The sequence below is a fragment of the Methylobacter sp. Wu1 genome (assembly GCF_036553575.1).
GTDB lineage: Bacteria > Pseudomonadota > Gammaproteobacteria > Methylococcales > Methylomonadaceae > Methylobacter.
The window spans coordinates 1-20,084 of the sequence record NZ_JAZHOC010000043.1 but is presented as its reverse complement, the minus strand read 5'-3'; the positions used below and the strand labels follow the sequence as shown (position 1 = coordinate 20,084).

23 protein-coding genes are annotated in these 20,084 nt (G+C 49.6%); 9 read left to right on the top strand and 14 right to left on the bottom strand.

What is annotated here, in order from left to right:
• Positions 1-37 precede the first annotated feature (37 nt).
• The 8 genes from V2P20_RS06785 to V2P20_RS06750 all read right to left on the bottom strand — a co-directional run bounded on the left by V2P20_RS06785 (position 38) and on the right by V2P20_RS06750 (position 5,855).
• Positions 38-658, bottom strand: coding sequence for a LysE family translocator (locus tag V2P20_RS06785; RefSeq protein WP_331817395.1), 621 nt, complete (start codon positions 656-658; stop codon positions 38-40).
• Positions 659-781: 123 nt separating this feature from the next.
• The gene (locus V2P20_RS06780) at positions 782-1,087 is read right to left on the bottom strand and encodes an NIPSNAP family protein (protein ID WP_331817394.1); all 306 of its coding nucleotides are present in this window, start codon (positions 1,085-1,087) and stop codon (positions 782-784) included.
• Between the two features lie 35 nt (positions 1,088-1,122).
• Positions 1,123-1,818 (bottom strand): CTP synthase, encoded by a 696-nt coding sequence (locus V2P20_RS06775; RefSeq protein ID WP_331817392.1) that lies wholly within the window; start codon positions 1,816-1,818, stop codon positions 1,123-1,125.
• An 89-nt stretch (positions 1,819-1,907) separates the two neighbouring features.
• Positions 1,908-2,867, bottom strand: coding sequence for a multidrug resistance efflux transporter family protein (locus V2P20_RS06770; protein WP_331817390.1), 960 nt, complete (start codon positions 2,865-2,867; stop codon positions 1,908-1,910).
• 66 nt (positions 2,868-2,933) lie between these two features.
• On the bottom strand, positions 2,934-3,812 hold the full coding sequence (locus tag V2P20_RS06765) for an EamA family transporter (RefSeq protein ID WP_331817388.1): 879 nt from the start codon (positions 3,810-3,812) through the stop codon (positions 2,934-2,936).
• Positions 3,813-4,009: 197 nt separating this feature from the next.
• Positions 4,010-4,672, bottom strand: a complete 663-nt coding sequence (locus V2P20_RS06760) for an HAD-IA family hydrolase (RefSeq protein WP_331817386.1) — start codon at positions 4,670-4,672, stop codon at positions 4,010-4,012.
• On the bottom strand, positions 4,673-5,152 hold the full coding sequence (locus tag V2P20_RS06755; RefSeq protein ID WP_331817384.1) for a GNAT family N-acetyltransferase: 480 nt from the start codon (positions 5,150-5,152) through the stop codon (positions 4,673-4,675).
• Between the two features lie 88 nt (positions 5,153-5,240).
• Positions 5,241-5,855, bottom strand: a complete 615-nt coding sequence (locus V2P20_RS06750) for a recombinase family protein (protein ID WP_331817382.1) — start codon at positions 5,853-5,855, stop codon at positions 5,241-5,243.
• Between the two features lie 379 nt (positions 5,856-6,234).
• Here V2P20_RS06750 and V2P20_RS06745 point away from each other — a divergent pair, with 379 nt between their 5' ends.
• Genes V2P20_RS06745 through V2P20_RS06730 form a run of 4 tightly spaced genes read left to right on the top strand, consistent with a single transcriptional unit; the run spans position 6,235 to position 10,340 of the window.
• Positions 6,235-6,507 (top strand): CopG family ribbon-helix-helix protein, encoded by a 273-nt coding sequence (locus tag V2P20_RS06745; protein WP_331817380.1) that lies wholly within the window; start codon positions 6,235-6,237, stop codon positions 6,505-6,507.
• The gene (locus V2P20_RS06740; RefSeq protein ID WP_331817378.1) at positions 6,495-6,794 is read left to right on the top strand and encodes a type II toxin-antitoxin system RelE/ParE family toxin; all 300 of its coding nucleotides are present in this window, start codon (positions 6,495-6,497) and stop codon (positions 6,792-6,794) included. The genes V2P20_RS06745 and V2P20_RS06740 overlap by 13 nt, the downstream gene beginning before the upstream one ends.
• A gap of 12 nt (positions 6,795-6,806) precedes the next feature.
• Positions 6,807-9,761 (top strand): Tn3 family transposase, encoded by a 2,955-nt coding sequence (locus V2P20_RS06735; protein ID WP_331817376.1) that lies wholly within the window; start codon positions 6,807-6,809, stop codon positions 9,759-9,761.
• A 39-nt stretch (positions 9,762-9,800) separates the two neighbouring features.
• Positions 9,801-10,340 carry a hypothetical protein gene (locus tag V2P20_RS06730; protein WP_331817374.1) on the top strand — a complete coding sequence of 180 codons (540 nt, stop codon included), beginning with the start codon at positions 9,801-9,803 and terminating at the stop codon, positions 10,338-10,340.
• A gap of 198 nt (positions 10,341-10,538) precedes the next feature.
• Here the strand turns inward: V2P20_RS06730 and V2P20_RS06725 are convergent, their stop codons facing one another.
• Positions 10,539-11,264: an SDR family oxidoreductase gene (locus tag V2P20_RS06725; RefSeq protein ID WP_331817372.1), complete on the bottom strand. Its 726-nt coding sequence runs from the start codon at positions 11,262-11,264 to the stop codon at positions 10,539-10,541.
• Positions 11,265-11,408: 144 nt separating this feature from the next.
• Between V2P20_RS06725 and V2P20_RS06720 the strand changes: the two genes are divergently transcribed.
• A complete protein-coding gene (locus V2P20_RS06720; protein ID WP_331817370.1) occupies positions 11,409-11,768 on the top strand; it encodes a DUF2784 domain-containing protein in 360 nt (119 codons plus the stop codon).
• 350 nt (positions 11,769-12,118) lie between these two features.
• Here V2P20_RS06720 and V2P20_RS06715 read toward each other — a convergent pair whose 3' ends face one another.
• From V2P20_RS06715 to V2P20_RS06700, 4 genes are all read right to left on the bottom strand, one after another.
• Positions 12,119-12,301, bottom strand: coding sequence for a PLDc N-terminal domain-containing protein (locus tag V2P20_RS06715; RefSeq protein ID WP_331817368.1), 183 nt, complete (start codon positions 12,299-12,301; stop codon positions 12,119-12,121).
• 185 nt (positions 12,302-12,486) lie between these two features.
• A complete protein-coding gene (treZ, locus tag V2P20_RS06710; RefSeq protein WP_331817366.1) occupies positions 12,487-14,334 on the bottom strand; it encodes a malto-oligosyltrehalose trehalohydrolase in 1,848 nt (615 codons plus the stop codon).
• Positions 14,334-15,575: a glycosyltransferase gene (locus tag V2P20_RS06705; RefSeq protein ID WP_331817364.1), complete on the bottom strand. Its 1,242-nt coding sequence runs from the start codon at positions 15,573-15,575 to the stop codon at positions 14,334-14,336. The genes treZ and V2P20_RS06705 overlap by 1 nt, the downstream gene beginning before the upstream one ends.
• A complete protein-coding gene (locus tag V2P20_RS06700; protein ID WP_331817362.1) occupies positions 15,572-16,279 on the bottom strand; it encodes a DUF5752 family protein in 708 nt (235 codons plus the stop codon). Before V2P20_RS06700 ends, V2P20_RS06705 begins: the two co-directional genes overlap by 4 nt.
• 223 nt (positions 16,280-16,502) lie before the next feature.
• Between V2P20_RS06700 and V2P20_RS06695 the strand changes: the two genes are divergently transcribed.
• Positions 16,503-16,718, top strand: a complete 216-nt coding sequence (locus tag V2P20_RS06695; RefSeq protein WP_331817360.1) for a DUF2905 domain-containing protein — start codon at positions 16,503-16,505, stop codon at positions 16,716-16,718.
• Between the two features lie 63 nt (positions 16,719-16,781).
• On the opposite strand, the gene V2P20_RS06690 is transcribed toward V2P20_RS06695, so the two are convergent.
• Complete coding sequence (locus V2P20_RS06690) at positions 16,782-18,053, bottom strand: DEAD/DEAH box helicase (RefSeq protein ID WP_331817358.1); 1,272 nt, start codon at positions 18,051-18,053, stop codon at positions 16,782-16,784.
• A 249-nt stretch (positions 18,054-18,302) separates the two neighbouring features.
• Here V2P20_RS06690 and V2P20_RS06685 point away from each other — a divergent pair, with 249 nt between their 5' ends.
• The 3 genes from V2P20_RS06685 (at position 18,303) to V2P20_RS06675 (ending at position 19,826) form a co-directional block, all read left to right on the top strand.
• Positions 18,303-19,004 (top strand): rhomboid family intramembrane serine protease, encoded by a 702-nt coding sequence (locus V2P20_RS06685; protein WP_331817356.1) that lies wholly within the window; start codon positions 18,303-18,305, stop codon positions 19,002-19,004.
• A 131-nt stretch (positions 19,005-19,135) separates the two neighbouring features.
• Positions 19,136-19,462, top strand: a complete 327-nt coding sequence (locus V2P20_RS06680; protein ID WP_331817354.1) for a hypothetical protein — start codon at positions 19,136-19,138, stop codon at positions 19,460-19,462.
• A gap of 85 nt (positions 19,463-19,547) precedes the next feature.
• On the top strand, positions 19,548-19,826 hold the full coding sequence (locus V2P20_RS06675) for a hypothetical protein (protein ID WP_331817352.1): 279 nt from the start codon (positions 19,548-19,550) through the stop codon (positions 19,824-19,826).
• The last annotated feature ends 258 nt before the right edge of the window (positions 19,827-20,084 follow it).

Sequence of the window (20,084 nt, the reverse complement as noted above, 5' to 3'; positions counted from 1 at the left end):
AACGGCTTATTTAGTGGAATAAGGGATGGGATGGACTTCATCGGTTATTTGCCGCCAGTTTTACGCCAAAACCAATGAGCGCTACGCCCGCAAGCCGAGTCGCGATTTTACGCACCGATGGCAATGGCGACAGCTTACGAACCAATGCGTTGCCAACGAGCACGAGGACTGCCTGATACAAAAAGCTGATGAGCGTAACATGCGCCATCAGGACACCAAGTGTAATAGACGAGGCATCCGCACGCAGGAACAGCGGGAAGAAGGCCAGGAAGAACAGAATAACTTTGGGATTGGTGAGGCTGACCAGGAGGGCCTGCTGAAAATAGCGCCAGCCGCTCTTTTTCTGTGCGGGCGTGCTCGCTACGCTGGTAGCAGGCGACCTGAGTAACTGAATGCCCAGCCAGCCCAAATAAGCAGCGCCAAACCCTTGCAGTGCCTCGAACACAAGCGGGAGCGCATGCATCACAGCGGCCAGGCCGAGAACTGCTCCGCTCATGTATATGAAATCACCGAGCAAGGTATCCATAACGGCACCGAATCCTGCTCCGATACCGTGGCGTGCCGTGGCCGTGAGAATCGCCAGTGTGCCTGGTCCAGGAATCAGCTGAAAAATAAAAATTGCTGCGATAAAGCTCGCATAGTTCTGGATATCAAACATGATTCAGTCTTCTAGTGATGTCAAACGTTGGTTCTTCGATGAACTAATGGATGAAGTACATCGTAATGTCGAACGGATGTGTAAGGCGATGCGAACGGTCAGATTGGCGCATAGCGTTTGAGCTCATTCAAAAACAGGACGGAAGAAGCTACGGTCATAACTCAGGATACAACCTGTCTGTTCGGCGTATTCGAACGCAGCTTGGCACGCCGAGTCCTGGAGCGATTGGGCTCGGTATTCCTCATAGCGTGCAAAACTCGGAAAGGTAAACAGAGCCAGCGCAACATTGTTCGCACCTTCCGAAGGCATAAAATAGCCATGATGTTTTCCGCCGAACTTTTCCACGAGAGAAATCCACAGCTTTCCGTAATGCTCAAACTCTTTAAGCTTGTAGGGGTCAATGATGTAACGTAAGTAGCAAGTGATCATGGGTCTTTGATGGCTAATGTTGAACGCTAGGGATGTTAAACTGCATAACTCACTACAGCCGCTAAGAAAGCTGTAATCAGCGGATGCGGCTGTTCAGGTATAGAGCGCTCCTGCGGTACAAACAATGTGCCAATGAAAAAGGGGTGATTCGGATGTTCAATGACGCGCACTTCACCCTCAGCATCTGAGCCAGAGATAATCATCGGCCCTTGCTTCAATAGAGGGATGCAATCCGGATTGACGCCGAAATTGCAGTAGTACCGCTCTTTCGCCGACAAATTGCCGTAAATTACGTTCACTTGAGATTCCGGTACAAAACTAAGCTGCATCTCACGGCCAGCGAGTGAACAAGCCAATTGCGAAATGAACAGGCTTGAGGCGTATGGGTCGTACTCGGCATGCTGCGCCTCCTTGAAGCCCAGGAGGTTACGGGCGTACTCAATCACGATATGCTGAAACCCGCCACAAGTGCCGAAGCAGGGAATCTTGTTTTCCCGCGCATAGCGAATGGCCCATAGAGTCTTCTCCATGTTCTTGTACGGACTGCCAGGCGCCACCCATATGCCCGAGTAGCGATCGAACAGGCTTTGGTCAATGTCTTCCGTTGAAACCCATTCCGCCGTTATGTCTATATCCAAAAAGTTTCGAGCATGCTTGATGGCCGCATCGGTTGAAGCATGGGGTGGAAATGTCGGTGTATATTCGCCAAGCAGGGCTATCGATTTACGCATAACGTTCAACTCCTTTGAGTGGTCTGATGATGTGGTAGAAAAACCCGCTAGCCAAAAGCGGGATTGTATGTAGGACTAATACAGCCAGGCTAGGAATTGTTTTTCACTGGACGGTCGAAATACACCATAGCGCTTAACCCCAAAATTGTTAGCAATAAACCTGTAATACCAACCATATTAGGATAAGCCGTGCCTAAAAATAAAACTTCTCCGCCCAAAGCAAAAATTACTTCCCCTGACTGACTTGCATCAACAGCTGCTAATTTCCTTGGAGTATCTGCTTTATTCCTAGCATATAAGAATATTGGCGTGGCAAGTACACCAGATAATATGGCAACGATTGCAACATTTATCAGTTGTCCTTCACTGGGTACACTCACGTCAAGACAGAAAAACAAAATAATCCAGAATGGAAAGCTACCTAATGACATTAAGGACACTTTTGCAAAAGCGTTATCGGCAATGGCCGAACTTATCTTGGGTAAACCACTTCTATTATTTGTTGCTTCCCAAACAAGTTGATTTCCAAGAGGATAACAAAAGGCAGCAATAACGATACAAAGAACATTGAACAATAATTTTTCAACGTTTGAAGGTTCAAATTGGCTTAAATTAACTAATGAAACGCCAGTTAAAATAATTATGGAAAACAGCCATGTGAGTTTAGATATTTTTTTCCCAAAGGCTGTCAAAATAAAGAGTGATGCAACGATAGTTAGCTGCCAAGTAGCAGCAACCACCCATCCTGGAGAAGTAGCTGCAGAAAAACAAAGAAGGGCATAGAAACAACCAAACCCTATACTTCCTGATAAGATCCAAAAGGCGTAATTCTTCAAAAACTCTGAAACTAGGTTCTTTAAATATAAAAAACCTTTTGTCAAAATTAATGTTAAACTTAAGAACAATAGCATATACGAATATCTAAGCGAAGCAGACCAGAACCAATGCCCTCCTTCTACAGCCATCGCACGATTTAAAATAAAAGTGGAACTAAAAAAAAATGCAGAAATTAATCCTATTATCATTAAGAGGAAAGTTGTGTTCTTCATGATGCCAATAATCCCTTTCTCTGAAGCTCTGAATGTATTTTACTTTTACTACCTGTCAGCAGTACTTCATGCCGGGCGGATGCGCATGGCGATGCGAGCGCCAGTCAAATTGATACACAGCCCTGCAATGATCAGCACGGCGGCGGCTAGCTTCCACGGATAGAGCGGCTCTCCCAAGGCCAGCGCTGAACTCGTGAATCCGAACACCGGCACCAGCAAAGTAAACGGCGCCACTGTCGCCGCGGGATAGTGGCTCAGCAGCCAACTCCACACGGCAAACCCCAGCAAAGTTGACAGATAGACGATATAGCCGACTGCCCCGATAGTAGGCCATGAAAGATGAGCCAAGTCTTCAAAGCTCCAGCTACCTTGCTCCAGTAGATACGACAGCAGCAAAAGCGGCGGCCAAGCAATGAGGCTTCCCCAAACTACCAGTGCCAGCATATCGACTTTACCGAGCTTCTTGGCAATCAGGTTTCCTATGCCCCATGAGGCAGCGGCAGCAACGATTAAAATCAGGCCCAGTGCCGAGATTTCGCCGCCTGTATGGATGGCAACCAGCCCAATGCCCGAAAATGCCGTCAAGGCGCCGATGATCTGCCAGACAGATGGCTGTTCAGCCAGAAATACGACAGCCAGTGCGACCGTGAAAAACACATGAACCTGAAGCATTAAAGACGCCATGCCGGCCGTTGTTCCGGCATACATGCCGGAAAACAGCAGCGCGAACTGAAACACGAACATCACCAGTCCGAAGGCTATAACATTACGGAAAGGTATGGTGGGGCGTTTGATAAAAAAGACCGCCGGAAAAGCGGCGAGAAAGAACCTGAGCGCGCAAAGCAGAATGGGCGGTAGCTCTTTAAGACCCACTTTGATGACGACGAAATTAAATCCCCAAATGGCCACCACCAAGACGGCCAGCGCGATGTGTCGCGGATGCATTGTTGCCTCCATGCCTAATGTTAAAAATAAAAAAGAGATACGCATCAATGCAGTGTCCCGCTCAAGTGCAGAAGCGGCACCATGCCATTGACTATAGACCTAATCCCTTGTTTCGCAATATTCAGCCCATCTTATGTTGATTTAGCTCGCAAATGGGACCTAATTCAGATGACGCCGCCATGCGCGACGCAGCCCCATCAACCCGCGTCCTTTGGATCAATAAGTTGGGTATGAGTGAGCAATTGAGGCAGCTGCAACATATCGTCAAATAGCACTGCCTCTCCGGCTCTCCAGGAGGAGGTTTCGCCATTTCGCACATACTGGAATGCTCTCATGCCGGCTGCTGCGGCAGCCTCAATCCCCACTTCACTATCTTCTATCACCACGCATTGGCTAGGCACAAAGCCCATTGCCTTGGCGGCGTATTGGAATAACCCAGGCTCAGGCTTCCAGGAACTCACTTCATACGAACTGAAGAGGTTATTGCCAAAATAAGGTGCGAGGCCGCTGACTTGCAGCGCCTGGCGGATTTTTAAAGGCGGCCCGCTTGAGGCGATGCACTTAGGAAAATTCATGATATCAAGCATTTCAAAAACGCCGGGCATCGGTTTCAGCTCGTAAGAAAAGAGTTCCGCAACACGTTGGCGATACTGTTGTTCAAAAGCATCAGGCAATTTCCGGCAAAGACGGCGTTCAAGATCGGCAAGAATTTGAGCCAATTTTTTGCCCCGGTACCGTTGGGTCACTGACGCCACTGTCTCGTTCAACTGCGGAAGCAGATCGAGAAACGCTTGATTGCAAAGTCCCTCGCTATCGACGAGCGTACCGTCCAAATCAAATATGACGCAGATCCTGGACATTTATAAATATCCAACGTCAAAAGTCACTGGACCGTGTTGCGGCTCTGGTATATCGCTTTGTCGGGCTGTTTTTTCCATTTTAATGGTCATGTCATTTCTTGCCAAAACGACAAATCCCATTCGCTCATATAGCCGCTTGGCAGGGTTGTCTTCAAAGGTTGTCAGGCGAATGCTGATTCCTGAGTGAGTATCAAGTAGACGATTCAAAAGACTGGTGCCAATCCCTTGATTCTGCCAAGCGGGAGATAGCTGGATGTTGTCTATATAAATGAATGAGGGTTCTCTTATAATATTGAGATAACCCGCTCGTTTACCAGCAATGATCACCATGGCTATGTTTTCAACCACGAATCCTTTACGGAACTCTGCTGAAACCCAGCCTCCCCAGTGTTTACAGAACAAATTCTGCATGTTCCTTTTAGTGAGGCGGTAACAGTAGGCGTAATCATCAGATGTCGCGGGCCTAAGTTCGTAATCCATAGTTCACCGCTCGCACTCCATGCCATGGCCTAACAATTATTCAATAATAACAGGAGGCTGCCAGTGAAGGAAGTCACCATCGATGGTTTTAGCCATGAGATAACAGTTTCACACCATCTGGACGTAGTTCTCCTTTCGGTGAAACGTGTCGGTACAACGTCTGCCGGGTAATACCCAATTCTTTACAAAGAGCCCCGACGGTCGTCTCCGGCTGGCCCATGGCCGCCATGGCCAACCGCAGCTTGGCGGCTGTCATCTTGAATGGTCGTCCGCCTTTCCGGCCACGTGCGCGAGCCGAGGCTAAGCCGGCTACCGTTCGCTCGGAGATCAGCTCTCGCTCAAACTCGGATAGGGCTGCGAAGATGCCGAACACCAGCTTGCCGGCCGCAGTGGTCGTATCGATAGCAGCGCCATGTCCGGTCAATACCTTGAGGCCGACGCCTTGGCCCGCCAAATCATGGACCATGTTGATTAAATGATGTAAATCACGACCCAAGCGATCCAGTTTCCACACCAGCAGGGTATCGCCTTCGCGCAAAGCCTTGAGGCAAGCCACCAAGCCTGGACGGTCGTCACGTCTGCCGGAAGCCTGATCTTCATAAAGGTGCCGGAAATCGACGCCTGCCGCCAACAGCGCATCGCGCTGCAAGTCGCAGGTCTGAGAACCATCCGCTTTTGACACCCGCATATAACCAATTAACATATTGCTCCTGTCACTTATACGATCGATTAAGTGACAGTGTGCAATAAAACGGCTGAGGCGTCAAAATATGTCACTTATCGCGTCATTTAAAGTAAGTCATGCAAAGGGTTGCGAATGAGCCAAATGTGACACGGACTGATGAATGCCAAAGGGATGCTTCGGTCAATTTCAAATACTGGTTGTTACAACTTTCCTTCGCTTTCGTGTAGAGAGGGGATGAAATAGACAAGTAATGGTGCAGTCGCCATCTGAAAAATGACACAGGCAGACTGCGACGGGAACGCACTAAATAACCACTGGTTTTATTTACTGTCTGGGGATCGGTAAAATAATGGTATAGTATCGAAAAGTAATACCTAGTAATAACGAGGGTTTCAGCATGGCGACATCGGTCAAACTAGACGACGATTTGAAAAACCGCATCCAGCACCTGGCTGAGATGCGGCACCGTTCAGCGCACTGGATCATGCGCGAAGCGATCCGCGACTACGTCGAACGCGAGGAAGCGAGGGAAGCTTTCAAACAGGAGGCCTTGGCATCCTGGACAGCTTATCAAGAAACCGGACAGCACTTGACTGGTCAGGAAGTGCATGACTGGTTGAAGACCTGGGGAACCGATAAAGAGGCTGAGATCCCACCGTGCCACGAGTGATCGTCACGGCAGGAGCGGCTCAGGGCTTGGAGCGCTGTCGGCGTTTTCTGGCAGAAAAGAATCCTCAGGCCTCAATGAGGGCCGGACAAGCGATCGCCAGCCGATTTGCTTTGCTGGAAACAGAACCGGGCATAGGCAGACCCATCGATGAGCGTCCTGAATTGCGCGAGCTGATCATTCCCTTTGGGGATTCAGGCTATGTCGCGCTTTATCACGTCGATGCAAACGCCGATGCTGTCTATGTGTTGGCTTTCCGGCACCAGAAAGAAGCGGGTTACCCCTCATGAACATAGTAAAGCATGACTGCCCATGAAAAATTTCTGACCCAACGCCAGCGTTATCAGCCAGTTACCCTGCCGCAGGATTTCTCCGATGAGGAAATGGTCAGAGACTGGACGCTTTCGGATACTGACAAGCAGGAAGTCGGCCGGTACCGTACCCATTCCCGCCTGTTCATCGCCATCCAACTCTGCGCTATCCGGCTTTATGGCCGATTTCTGGCTGAAGTCAACGACCTCTCGCCCCGCATTGTCAGTTACCTGAACAGCCAGCTCCATCTGCCGCCTTCACTGACGATCAATACACCGGATCGGGAGGCCACCTTTTCCGAGCAGCGGAAAAACATCCTGAGCTATCTGGGATTTTCCAAGTACGACGATGAAGCCCAATCGCAGCTTCACTCCTGGCTGGAAAAGCAGGCCCAGCAAGGCTTTTTACCCGATGAACTGTTTTTACGGGCTGAACGCTATTTGCTTGCCGCCAAGGTCATTTTACCGGGACCCAGCGTGATGGAACGCTTGATCATCCGTGTGTGCGCCGATGTTCATGAACGGCTGTTCGAGTCCCTGTATGAACGCCTGTCGCCAGAGATTAAGTGCGCGATCGATAATCTTCTGGTCACCCATCCTGGAGAACAGCGATCGTCGTTCTCTCTGCTGAAAGAGTACCCGCCTTCGGCGTCCATCACGTCCATTCAGCGCTACCTTGAACGATACCGTGTCCTCGAGGGCACAGGCATTGATGCTGTCGAGTGTCAGTTTGTAGATCCGGCCTTTATGGATTATCTCTACAAGCTGACTCTGCGTTACAGCCCCAAGGACATCAAGCGCTTCAAGGCATCAAAGCGGTATTCTCTGATGCTGTGCTTTCTTCTTGAAACCCGTAAGGTGCTGTTGGATCACCTGGTTGACATGCATGACCAGTACCTCATGGATCTGTTGCGCCAGGGAAAGTGGGTACACGAAAAAAAGCACCGCGAGTTTCGCAGGCTACAGAAGAAAGCCATTGATACCGTGCTGGAGGCCACCCATTTAATACTGGATTGGCCGGATGACTGGCCTTTGACTAAGATCGATCTCTGGCAGCGCATCGATGAAAAGAAGCTGTTGGCATCCGTGGCTGATCTCCACAGCTTTAAACGGTTGGAGGAACGCGGTTATGGCGATATCCTGCTAAGGCGCTATCCCAGCCTGCGAAAATATTTTGCTGATTTTGTCCATCTGCCTTTTAGGGCCAAACCCGGCAGCGAACCCCTGTTAAAAGCCATTGGCCTGGTTCGCCAGCTCGATGCCGGCATGCTGAAAAAGCTTCCCGATGAGGCGCCCAGCCATTTTATTCCGAAAGAATTACGACGCTCCCTGAAAGGTAAAGATGGGAAAATACAGCGCAATGCCTGGGAGTTGGGCCTGGCTATCGCCATGAAGGAAGCCTTACGCTCTGGCGATCTGTTTTTACCCAAGAGCAAGCAACATGCGTCATTCTGGGATTTGATGCTCGACCAGCCTCGCTGGCAGGACACCCGCGAAGCCGCTTATGCCGACCTCCAACAGCCTTTCAAAGCGGCAGTGAAATCCACGTTGATTTTGCAGTTCCACCAATCGGTCAGCAAAGCCGAAAAGCGCTTTGGCCTGGATGCCTTTGCAGCCATTAAGGATGGCCGCCTGAAGCTGAAAAAGGATGATAAGGCCGAAATACCGGAAGTGGTGACCAGACTGCAAAAGGTCATCGACGCCAACATGCCGTCCATCCGCATCGAGCAACTGCTCATGGAAGTGGATCGGCAAACCCATTTCAGCCGCCACTTTATGCCGGTTCAACAGCATCAAGCCAGGCCGAAAAACTTCTATAAGACGCTGATTTCCGCCCTGATCTCGCAGGCTACCAATCTGGGCGTGGTGGCCATGAGTGCCAGCGTCAAGGACGTGAGCGTCGATAGGCTGCGCCATGTGCTGCAGTTCTATGTACGGGAAGACACGCTCAAGGCGGCCAGCGCCGAAATTGTCAATGGGCATCACCGGTTGCCTTTCAGCGAGGTGCATGGTTCAGGGACGCTATCATCCTCCGATGCCCAGCGCTTCAAGATCCGTGCGGACAGCTTGCTGGCCGCCTATTATCCCCGTTATTACGGCTACTATGAAAAGGCGATTGGTATTTACACCCATGTCTCTGATCAATACTCCGTGTACAGCACCAAGGTCATTTCCTGTAATCCCAGAGAGGCACTTTACGTCCTCGACGGTCTGCTGGAAAACAACACGATTCTGAAGATCCGCGAGCACACCACCGACACTCACGGCTATACTGAGCTTGTCTTTGCCCTGTGTTATCTGCTGGGCTATTACTTCATGCCCCGAATACGCGACCTGAAGGATCAGCAACTTTACCGGGTGGAGCGCCATGTGAATTATGGCGTGTTTACGCCACTACTGAACAAGACTGTCGATCTGGACATCATCGAGGAGCAATGGGACGCCATGGTTCATGTCGCCCAGTCCCTCAAGGAACGGACGACACCCGCTCATGTTATCGTCCAAAGGCTGACCAACAGCTTTCCATCGGATCGGCTGGCAAAGGCCTTCACGAATCTGGGGCGGATTATCAAGACGGAATACATCCTGCGCTATATCACTGACCGGGATCTGCGTCGTACAGTACAGCTACAGCTCAACAAGGGCGAATACCGGCACAAACTGCCCCGTTGGATTTTCTTTGCTAACCAGGGCGAATTCACCACCGGCGACTATGAAGAAATCATGAACAAGGCCAGCGCCCTGAGCTTGGTGTCCAATGCCATTTTGTATTGGAACACTTCCAGAATCAGTAACATCGTAGATGTGCTGCGCAGACAAGGGGAAACCGTGGACAGTGATACCTTGGCCCATATTTCACTGTTACCTTACAAGCATGTACTGCCCAACGGCACCTATTTTATTGAAGATGAGGAAGGGATAAATGAACAGGGTTTTACGGATTGAAGTAAATCCGCAAGGGCGAAACCGTAAGTTTCTGTTCAAATGCCCCCGCTGGTCCGCATTGAAAAAGCACAAGCCGCCGGCAAATACCGTGGCCGTAAAATTGACCAGGAACGCTACCATGCCATTAACCGGTTACTGACCAGCGGTAATTCCTGGAACATCGTGCAAAGAACCCTTGGCTGCAGCCGTAGCACGATCAGCAGTGCCATCAAGCATGCGGCACGCACGGCCATGCCCACTCAGAGCTCCACTCTGGATGGCGTAGCGAAAAAATCGGTGGCCATCATTCTTTGGCTGCTGGTTGAGAACGGCAGCCAGTTTACGCGCGGTAAAAAGGCTGTACGTGAGCAGATTGCTGGCATGCTTTTGACCAGCTTCCAGGGCAAAAGGGTAAGCGACACCGAAACGCGTATGGTGATTCAATTTACTGACGATGCCGATCTGAAGGCACAAATCGACGAGATACTGGCAGAAATTCATCAAATGGCGGATTTTCGGAATTGCGAGATAACCGACCTGACGCTCCAGGAAGAAACGACAGGCCGTTATTGGGACGAATACAATGGCGGTTGGAAATAAGTCTAAGTTTTAAGGGACAAAATTTTCTGGGGTTCCGGCTTACAACCCCTTTTTGAGGGATGGACAAAAATAGCCTTGGGTGCGAATTCATTCGTACCGCCTATACCTCGGGTTGCCCTTGTCGAATTCATTTGATCCTATAAACTGCGTAACATCAGCAAATAAGATCTGAACGTTAGGATTTAATTATTTAAAAAATCAGTATTCCCACGCGCCGGCAACAGTGATCAATGAACCGGTCATCGATTCGGGGCTATTCCAAATGAGCCATGCTGTGGTTTTGCCGATCTCGTCAGGGTGAACAGGGCGGCCATAAGGGATTTGATCTGCCATTTGTTGCCGTTCTTCTGCACTAATATTGCCTTCTTCGACAAGTCCAGGGCAGATTGCATTGACACGGACTTTATGCGGAGCAAGCGCCGCAGCGAGACTTTTAGTTAAAACGGCAACTCCGGTTTTAGCAGCACAATAACCGGCCGACATAGACCAGGCTTTAATATTTTCCACGCCTGAAAAGGCAAAGTTGATGATCTGGCCGTGATTGCGGCGCAATTCGTTCATTGCATAGTAACTGGTATTAAAACAGGTATGCAGGTTCAGGTTGATATCAGCGAACCATTCCTCCAGTGTGACCTCCAGGATGTCTTTGTACACGAAAGGCCCGACGATATTAATCAAAACGTCAATCGAACCAAAAGCCTCCACACTTTGAGCAATCAGCGACTCGGCTTGTTTAGGCTCTGCCAGGTCGCATTGAAAAAGGCGGCTTGGAACATTTTTTTCATTTAGCCAAGCTTGAAGCTCGCTGGCTTTGGCTTGATTCGAATAATATTGCAGAGCCAATTGCAATGGGCGGTCAGACAAAGCTTTGGCAACGGCTATACCAATATCCGAATTACTGCCAGTTATTAAGATCGTCTTCATAAAATACTTATCATGATGAATAGGGTAGGGATGTATTGTAACGTTATTGCCCGTTTAACTAAAAATACAGTCCCAATAGGAAGGAACGAGGCGATTCCATTAAAACTCTGATCAATTAATCCAGTAGCACTCTAAAGAAAACCAATGTCAAATCAATTTGCTGCCGATCTGGTCTTATTGCTGCACTTTTCCTTCATTTTATTTGTCGTTTTCGGCGGCCTGTTCATTTTCAAATGGCGGTGGCTTGCATGGCTTCATTTGCCTGCCGCTGCATGGGGCGCATTTATCGAACTCAGCGGTGGCATTTGTCCGCTGACACCGCTCGAAAATAGACTTCGGGCTTCTGACGGCGGCAGCTATTCTGGCGACTTTATCGAGCATTACATCATGCCGATAATTTATCCCGGCGAATTAACCCATCAAATGCAAATCTTATTCGGAATAATGGTTTTGATTCTCAACGGCATCATTTATGGCTTGTGGCTTATCCGCAAGAGGCGATGAAGACTGCATCCACTTTTGTTCCGTTTGCATAGCTGGAATCAGTTTGTCAGTTAGCCTTAAACGAAGTAAGTCTGAGTAAGTTTCTGTAAAAATGCCCTGCTGATCCCAAACACGGCAAATTATATATGGAAATAATAAATCTATTATATCATAGACATATTGATTAAGATTCGAGGTGAAGCCAGAAGAGCCCATCCTCTTAAGCTGATCCAACAGCTAGAAAATTACAAAGTTTAGAATTCAGAAAAGTGAGATGAAAAAATCCAGTGGGGAAGGGTTATTCTCTGTTGTCGCTTCGGCTAAACCCTCCACCACTGATAGATAGCTTCTATCTCCAATTGACAAATCGGTTAATCACCTTTGGGGCCGGCAAACCACCAAATAACCAAACCTACAATTGGCAACAGTAGAATTAAAACCACCCATAAAACTTTCATTCCAGTGGTGGCAGCGCTTTTCATAATGTTAATAATGGCCCAGATATCCAAGACGAGTACAATAAAACCTAGAAAACCTCCAACTTCAATATCCATATTTCCTCCTAAACAGGTTTGTTTTCATTAGAAAAACTATTCTGCCTCATCAGTTTTAGACTTTACGCTTAAAAATAAGCCGGCTCTGTACGCTAGCACACATTGCTCAGCCTACGGCGTTTTTTAAGCAGTTTTTAATCAACCTGATAGTCGCCGGGAATCGTCTTGATGCGCACCATAACCGTTCAGCTTTCAGTCAGCAGCCAGACTACTGACCACGGCGGCAAGCTGGCTGGCTGCTGGAAATCGGCAATCGCGGCATCGGTTTTGAAAATGACTTCACCATTGCTGGGGCTGTCGATCGCTACCGACTTGTCGTCAAGATTGGCGATCAGTTCCAGTTGCGAATCGTCGGCTAATCGCCAGTTCACCATTAAAGCGCGCTCGCTCAACAGCCGATATCCGGCTTGTCCTACAGTCATGCCGGACAGCCGAGGTTGAATGTACTGCCGGCGCAGGTTCAGAAGTTGCCGATGGTAATCCAGCCATTGCTCGTGGGTCGGTTGGTCCAACTCATGCCAGTCCAGTTTTGCAGACTGGAATGTGCCGGTCTGGTTTGGCAACGGCATGTCCTGTGACTTATTAAAGCCCGGCAAGTGTGCAAATTCACGAAACCGGCCTTGCGCGATTTTTTCACCCAGTTCTTCCGGAAAATCGACGAAATAAGGGAAGGTCGTAGAAGCGGCCCATTCCTGTCCCATGAATAAGAGCGGTATGGACGGGGCCAGCAGGATAATCGCTGTGGCCGCCTGCAATGCCTTCGGGGAACATAGCTCAGAAAGGCGCTCTGCGAAAAATCGGTTGCCTATCTGATCATGATTCTGCAGGAAATTGACGAAAGCCAAAGGCGGCAGATCGGCACTCGGTTCGCCGCGCGGTTTGTCGCCCCGATAAGCAGAGTTCTCTCCCTGGTAAGCGAAGCCTTCAGTCAGACAGCGGGCCAGGTGTTCGATCGGATTCTTGGCATAATCCTGGTAATAACCGCCGGTTTCACCGGTCAACAGCACATGCAGCGCATGATGGATATCGTCGTTCCACTGAGCGTTGAAATGGCCGTCATGCGGTTCTGCCGGATTCGGCCTCAAATAATGCGCAGCGTTGTTGTCGTTTTCCAGAACCAGATGGACATGGCGTTCATAACCATACGCGTGCCGCACCTCCCTGGCCAGATACTCAAAAAAGGGCGGACGGGTAGCGTCGGAATCGTCGAAAACGGCATGGACAGAATCAAACCTGAGCCCGTCAACATGATATTCTTCCAGCCAATACAGGGCGTTATGAAGAAAGTAAGCGCGCACCCAGGTACTGCCGGGGCCGTCAAAATTGATTGCGCTGCCCCAGGGCGTTTGATGGCGGTCGGTAAAAAATGCCGGCGCATACTGGTTCAGGTAATTGCCTTCCGGGCCGAAATGGCTGTAAACCATGTCCAGAAAAACCATCAGGCCCTTGGCGTGCGCCGTCTGAATGAAATCCTTCAGATCATCGGGCGTGCCGTAAACCGTGGCCGGGGCGAATGGCAATACACCGTCATAACCCCAGTTGCGATTACCGGGGAAAGCAGCGATGGGCATCAACTGCAATGCGGTGACGCCCAGATCGGCCAGATAATCGAGCCGCTGCTTGGCGGCCGCGAATGTGCCTTCGGCCGTGAATGCGCCAATATGCAGTTCATATAAAATGACTTCTTCCCAGGGGCGTCCTTTCCAGTCCCGGTCCTGCCAGTCCCAGTCGCTGGGATTAATGATCTGGCTGGCGCCGTGTACGGTTTCCGGCTGGCAGCGCGATGCAGGGTCCGGCACATAAAATGACTCATCAATGCGGTACTGGTAGTAATAGGCGCTGCTGCCATATTCCGTAATAATGCCGAACCAGCCTTCGTCTTCCGGCGTCATCGTCAGATATTCTTCAGGTTCCAGGCCAAGCAGGCTCAGCTCCACTTTGGCGGCTCCCGGCGCCCACAAGCGGAAACGCACACGGCCATCATCCAGGAGTTCGGCGCCGAAAGGCATCAGATGGCGGCGTTTGACGGTCATCAGCCTAACTCGATACGGTCAGCGGAGCCATACTGCAATGCGAACATCAGCGTTAAATGTTCGCGCACCTGGCGGGTTATCAGGAAATTTTCGCGCACAAAATTTTTCACGGTGATCCCCATTTCCCGGGCTTTTTTCGGTTGATTGAATAAATAACGGATACGCAATGCAGCGCCTTCCGGCGTATTGACCAGGAAGCCGGTTTGAAAGTTGATGACTTGCAGGCGAATGCCGCCGGTATCGCCGCCTATGACCGGCTTGCCTTTCCACATGGCTTCCGTAACAGTCAGCCCGAAGCCTTCTTTGGTGGACTTCTGTATGACGATATCGGCCAGGCGTTGCAGGGCATTGATCGTTCTATGCGCGTCGGGCGGCAATACCAGGATTTTTATATTCGGATCATCGTCCGCCGCTGCGTATACTTCGGTGAGTACCGCCTCGGCTTCAGGATCATCGGCAGCGCCGCCGCCGGCCAGCACCAGCTGCAGTCTGGGAATGAAGCGCCGGGCGAGCTTATAGGCTTCAATGACGCCCAGCGGATCCTTGAACCGGTCGAAACGGGAGATTTGCGCGATCAACGGCAGTTCCGGATCAATGCCGAAGCGTACACGCACTGATTCCAGTTCAGCTAAAGGCAGATCGATATTCTTTTCACTCAGGGGATCGATGCTGGGCGAGACAATGTATTCAGGATGCGGCAGCGTCTGTGCAAATTGCGGCAGCGAGAAGATGCTGGCATCGTAACCGCGTACGAATTGTTCAAGAAATCGCCAGGCTGCACGATGCGGACGGCTGGCGTCGATATGGCTGCGCCAGATCCATTTGCCTTTGCGCTTGCCGCAATATTTCAGCAACGCGGCCGGCTGCGGGTCATGGATAAAAACAAAATCCGCTTCTTCCAGAATAGGGCGCAGCTGTTGCGCATTTTGTACGTTCACATCCTGATAATGATCCAGCAAGGTTTCAGGGATGGTCAGCCGATCGCCTTGCAAGGCATTATGCAGGCTTTTTGTACACTGAAAAAATTCGCTGTCGCCGGTAATGACCTCCCAATGCGCATTAATCCCCAGATCGCGCGTCAATGGCACCATTTTTTCCAGAATCTCGGCAACACCGCCGCCCCGTCGCGTGGAATTTACATGCACGACCGTTTTACCTTGCAAGGGCTCGGCCAATTGCCGCAAGTGACGGATGACGTCGGCGCCAACAATATCAGCATAGGCATCGAGCATGTGAGTCATTCCGTGGCATCCATAGCGTAGTCAAAACAAATTTCAAAAACGTCCACCAATTGCTGCCGCAGTTCCGCCAGTGATCCGAAGTAAGGATCTACGCTCGACAGGAGTTCCACCAGTACTTGATAGGTATCACCATAATGGTTTAGCCAGGCGCGGAAGTCATCCATTCTGTCCGGATTGCGTCGCCTGGCATCGATAAAATGATAAAAAATGCTGCTGACTGACAGCCTGCGCATGGTTTTCGCCATTTCTCTGGGATTGGCTATGCTGGCATGCGTGTTGAAAACGACAATCTGGGATCGTATGAATTCAAATGGCTGGGCGGCGACGACCCAATGCAGGTGCTCGCTTTCTTCAAGGCGTTCTTCGATATACTCCAGAAGCTGCCGGCGAATCTCCGTCATGTCGGCGAATTGGGTAGGATCAACGACCGCCAGCTGTTCTGCGACTTTCGCATCGTGAAGGCTGCGATGAGCCCAGGCGGCGAAATCGTTGTTATATTCGCGTTCTTCAAAACGGGCCTGGAGCAGATTGCCCCAAAAATGATAATACAGGCTGTCGGGGCTGATTTCGGCAATATGGCCACGGAATTCTTCCAGCGTATGCGCGCGTTTGCCTGTAGCGATAGCGATCAATGTGCAATCTTTAATCGCGAAGCTGGGCTTGTCTGGCGCCGTTGCTGCAGTGGATGGTTCGGTTATAGCCATAGCCCCTCTAAAATAGCCGGCGGTGCGTACAGCAAATGGCAGGAGTTGACGGCAGCTGCTTAAAATCTCCAGGCCACATAAGTTGCTATGTAAGATAACCTGTTGAAAGCGAAAATAAAATTCGCATTAACCCCTAGGTAAATATACTGACTAAGAACGAGGCAATAAGCCGCTATAATTTCCGCATTGTAAAATTGCGGTTTAGCGTAATGGAGGGCGATCTATGACAACCGGAAGACTATTGATGATTATCGGCGTCATTCTGATTGTTGCCGGGCTTGTTTTCAATTATGCCCCCTGGCTGATCAATTGGTTTGGCAAGTTGCCCGGCGATATCCATATCAAGGATGAAAAGCGGATTATTTTTTTTCCGATCACCTCAATGATCATCGTCAGCCTGATTTTGACGCTGATTATCAACCTGATTTTCCGCAAATAGAAGAGTACTCTGATCGGCTTGAATATAGCGGGCAACCCATAGCCGGATTGCCCGTTATAGGTATTACTCAGCGGGTGCTGTCCCAGTGGAAGGCTTATTGCTTGGAACGCGACGCTTGCCGATATTTTTTCTGTCGCGATGACGCTCTTTGGTCTTTTTGACGGCTTCTTTTTTAGGTTCTTTTTTAGTCTTGCTGCCAGCAGCTTTGCCTGAGGCCTTAAGCTTTTTAGGGCCTTTATACTTGCCTTCCATTTCCTTGATCGTGCGGCGCTTAAATTTTTGCTTTAAAAACCGCTCGATGCCGGCCATCAAGTTCCATTCCGTGCTTTTTACCAGAGCAATCGCCAATCCCAGTTCATCGGCGCGGCCTGTTCTGCCGATACGATGGATATAATCGATGCCGTTTCTCGGCATGTCGAAATTAATGACCAGGTCGATGCCTTTTACATCAAGACCGCGCGCGGCGACATCGGTGGCAATCAGAATGTTGATATCGCCCTGTGTATACAATTCCAGAACCCGGTTGCGGTCTTTCTGATCCATATCGCCATGCAGCACGCCGACGCGGAGTTTCTGGCCGCGCAGCGGACCGCGCAGGCTATCGGCCTGAATTTTGGTGTTGGTAAATACCAGCGCTTTGTCATAAATTTCATTAAGCAGCAGCCAGGCCAGCAGTTTTTGTTTATGCTCGCTGTCGTCGGCCAAGACAATTTGCTGTTCAATATTGCCGTGTTCATCGTGCAGACTGTTTAAGGCAATCACTTCAGGTTTTTTCAGTACCTGTTTGGCTATCTTCGTGACGCCTTGATGAGCCAGCGTTGCAGAAAGCAACAGGGTTTGTCTTTTCGTATTGCAGTGCTCGACAATGGCCAGTACGTCATCGCTGAATCCCATGTCCAGCATGCGGTCGGCTTCATCCAGCACCAGAACTTCCAGGCCGTCAAGATCCGGCAGGTCCTGATCCAGCAGTTCCAGAAGCCGCCCCGGCGTAGCAATGATAATGTCGGGATTCTTACGGATGGTTTTCTGTTGTTGTTTGAAATCGTCGCCGCCCGTAATCAGGCCGGCTTGCAGATCGCTGAATTCGCACAGTTGCCGGCACTGCTGAAAAATCTGACGCGCAAGCTCGCGGGTCGGGGCAAGTACCAATGCCCGCGTTCCGGTGTGAGAGGCGGGAATCGCTAGTAAATGATGCAGAGTCGGCAGCAGGAAGGCCGCCGTTTTGCCGCTGCCGGTTTCGGCGCTGACCAGCAGGTCTTTATGTTCCAGGGCCGGCGGAATAGCCTGCATTTGAGTCGGTGTGGGCTGCTCAAAGCCTAATTGCCTTAATGCCATGAGCAAATGTTCATCAAGGGACAAGTCTGAAAAGGATAGGGGAGTATCTAGTGAATTCGGTTGCATGAATCGTTACGGTCGCCGTGAGGCAAATATGAGAAGGAGCTATTTTTTCCATCATTATAAACTTTTTAGGCCGAGGATTTATCAATAAATGCAGACTCATTGCTCATCAGTATTTTTAACTGATAAGCTTGAGCTAGAAATATCCGGATTTTTCGATAACTGGAATCAACAATAGGGGAAGCCATGATACCAATTAGAGATACAGCGCCCTGTAACATAAGGCCTTGGGTGACCTGGGGATTGATAGCCATCTGCATCACTATTTTTATTGCCATGCAGCTGATGCCGTATGAGTTGAGTTATCGGCTTATTTATCGCTATGGCATGGTGCCTATTCGTTATACAGAGCCACAGTGGGCTTTCAGTTTCGGTTTGCCCGACGACTATTATTTGTCCTTCTTGACCAGTCTGTTCTTGCATGGGAACTGGTGGCACCTGGCCATCAACATGGTTTTCATGTGGATCTTTGCCGATAACATAGAAGATAGAATGGGGCATGGGCCTTTTCTGATCTTCTATTTAGTGTGCGGCCTATGCGCGACATTTCTTCAATGGTATTTTGACCCTCGTCTTGCCATCCCGGTTGTTGGCGCATCGGGCGCTATTGCCGGCGTATTGGCGGCTTATTTTTTTCTCTATCCGATGGCCCGGGTCATCCTTTGGATTCCTCTGTTTTTTTTGCCGATTGTCGTCCATGTCCCGGCCATTGCTTTTTTAGGTTTGTGGGTCATTATCCAGCTCCATGATGCCATGACTTCGGTCGTGTTTGAGGGCGTAACTGTTGATGTGGCCTGGTGGGCGCATTTAGGCGGCTTTGCGACTGGCACTATTTTGTATCGGTTGTTTATTCGAGACGAGCCAAATGAGCCGGTAGAAGAAAAATAAATTATTTTGATGGCTTTAAGGTATAATTGCCGATCTCAAAAAGTGGGGCTTTTTGATAAAAATCAATCAGAGCCAGGAACGCTTTCTGGCTAAAAAGGCTTCTTAAGTTCTATCAGGAAATTAAAAATAATATGAAAAATATTAATGTTGCATTGGTAAGGCTGCTTCAATTTGTAGTTTTTGTACTGTTCACATTCATGGTATTGGCCTATTTCGGCGCCATGGTTTTACTGCCATTGGATGCGATTGCTCTGCTAATAAAACTCATGTCAGCCATTGGCCTTAACGGTTTTATTGCAGCTTTTATTGCCGTTCCGGTTGTCGGCTATCTGGCCATGGTAGTTTACAAAATTCCAGGGCTTGGCAAAATGGTAGTTGATACTGGCGTTGATCTGGTTACTACCGGCAAATCAAGAGTTGAAGCGTTTAATGAAATCGCCAATTCAGTAAAAAGTTAATTTCCATTCTTGCCCTGCCGGGTGCAAAAAGGCGTGTCGGATATGTGTTCGGCACGCCTTTTTTTATGTCCCACAGCGGACAGAAATGGACCCCATCCATTTCGACGACCTCAACGCTGGCGGTAGAGCGAATGGATTCAATGGACTCGTCGTAGGCCTTGATCCAGTTATAGACCGCCACATGACTGCAGTTCAGGATTCGACCAATGGAACGAAAACCCAAGCCTTCAAGGTAAAGCTGGAGCGCTTGCCGCTTAATGGCTGGATTGATGCCTCGGTAACTGACGGTATGTCTATAATCACAAACCTTACAGCGGTAACGCTGCCTGCCTTTCGCCATCCCATCTTTAGTACAGCCTTCTGAGCTACATTTGGAGCATCTAACCATGATTACTAACTCGGTAAAAATGGATTAGCTTAGCTCAAACCATACCAAATTAACAATGCTGCAAAAATCTTGCCAAAGCCATAAACTGCTAATAGGCAGGCAAGCGCGCTTCAGTCACCAGCCCCTCCCGGACCTATGAGCCCGGCCCCATCAGGGTCGTTTGGGCTGGATGAAAGGCTTTGAACGCCATCCTCGGCTTAGTGATTTCTTAATGAAGCGATGATCCTGTTCAAC

Coding starts and splice junctions, on each gene's coding strand:
- V2P20_RS06785 (WP_331817395.1), bottom strand. CDS start 658: ATGTTTGATATCCAGAACTATGCGAGCTTTATCGCAGCAATTTTTATT.
- V2P20_RS06780 (WP_331817394.1), bottom strand. CDS start 1,087: ATGATCACTTGCTACTTACGTTACATCATTGACCCCTACAAGCTTAAA.
- V2P20_RS06775 (WP_331817392.1), bottom strand. CDS start 1,818: ATGCGTAAATCGATAGCCCTGCTTGGCGAATATACACCGACATTTCCA.
- V2P20_RS06770 (WP_331817390.1), bottom strand. CDS start 2,867: ATGAAGAACACAACTTTCCTCTTAATGATAATAGGATTAATTTCTGCA.
- V2P20_RS06765 (WP_331817388.1), bottom strand. CDS start 3,812: ATGCATCCGCGACACATCGCGCTGGCCGTCTTGGTGGTGGCCATTTGG.
- V2P20_RS06760 (WP_331817386.1), bottom strand. CDS start 4,672: ATGTCCAGGATCTGCGTCATATTTGATTTGGACGGTACGCTCGTCGAT.
- V2P20_RS06755 (WP_331817384.1), bottom strand. CDS start 5,152: ATGGATTACGAACTTAGGCCCGCGACATCTGATGATTACGCCTACTGT.
- V2P20_RS06750 (WP_331817382.1), bottom strand. CDS start 5,855: ATGTTAATTGGTTATATGCGGGTGTCAAAAGCGGATGGTTCTCAGACC.
- V2P20_RS06745 (WP_331817380.1), top strand. CDS start 6,235: ATGGCGACATCGGTCAAACTAGACGACGATTTGAAAAACCGCATCCAG.
- V2P20_RS06735 (WP_331817376.1), top strand. CDS start 6,807: ATGACTGCCCATGAAAAATTTCTGACCCAACGCCAGCGTTATCAGCCA.
- V2P20_RS06730 (WP_331817374.1), top strand. CDS start 9,801: ATGCCCCCGCTGGTCCGCATTGAAAAAGCACAAGCCGCCGGCAAATAC.
- V2P20_RS06725 (WP_331817372.1), bottom strand. CDS start 11,264: ATGAAGACGATCTTAATAACTGGCAGTAATTCGGATATTGGTATAGCC.
- V2P20_RS06720 (WP_331817370.1), top strand. CDS start 11,409: ATGTCAAATCAATTTGCTGCCGATCTGGTCTTATTGCTGCACTTTTCC.
- V2P20_RS06715 (WP_331817368.1), bottom strand. CDS start 12,301: ATGGATATTGAAGTTGGAGGTTTTCTAGGTTTTATTGTACTCGTCTTG.
- treZ (WP_331817366.1), bottom strand. CDS start 14,334: ATGACCGTCAAACGCCGCCATCTGATGCCTTTCGGCGCCGAACTCCTG.
- V2P20_RS06705 (WP_331817364.1), bottom strand. CDS start 15,575: ATGACTCACATGCTCGATGCCTATGCTGATATTGTTGGCGCCGACGTC.
- V2P20_RS06700 (WP_331817362.1), bottom strand. CDS start 16,279: ATGGCTATAACCGAACCATCCACTGCAGCAACGGCGCCAGACAAGCCC.
- V2P20_RS06695 (WP_331817360.1), top strand. CDS start 16,503: ATGACAACCGGAAGACTATTGATGATTATCGGCGTCATTCTGATTGTT.
- V2P20_RS06690 (WP_331817358.1), bottom strand. CDS start 18,053: ATGGCATTAAGGCAATTAGGCTTTGAGCAGCCCACACCGACTCAAATG.
- V2P20_RS06685 (WP_331817356.1), top strand. CDS start 18,303: ATGATACCAATTAGAGATACAGCGCCCTGTAACATAAGGCCTTGGGTG.
- V2P20_RS06680 (WP_331817354.1), top strand. CDS start 19,136: ATGAAAAATATTAATGTTGCATTGGTAAGGCTGCTTCAATTTGTAGTT.
- V2P20_RS06675 (WP_331817352.1), top strand. CDS start 19,548: ATGGACCCCATCCATTTCGACGACCTCAACGCTGGCGGTAGAGCGAAT.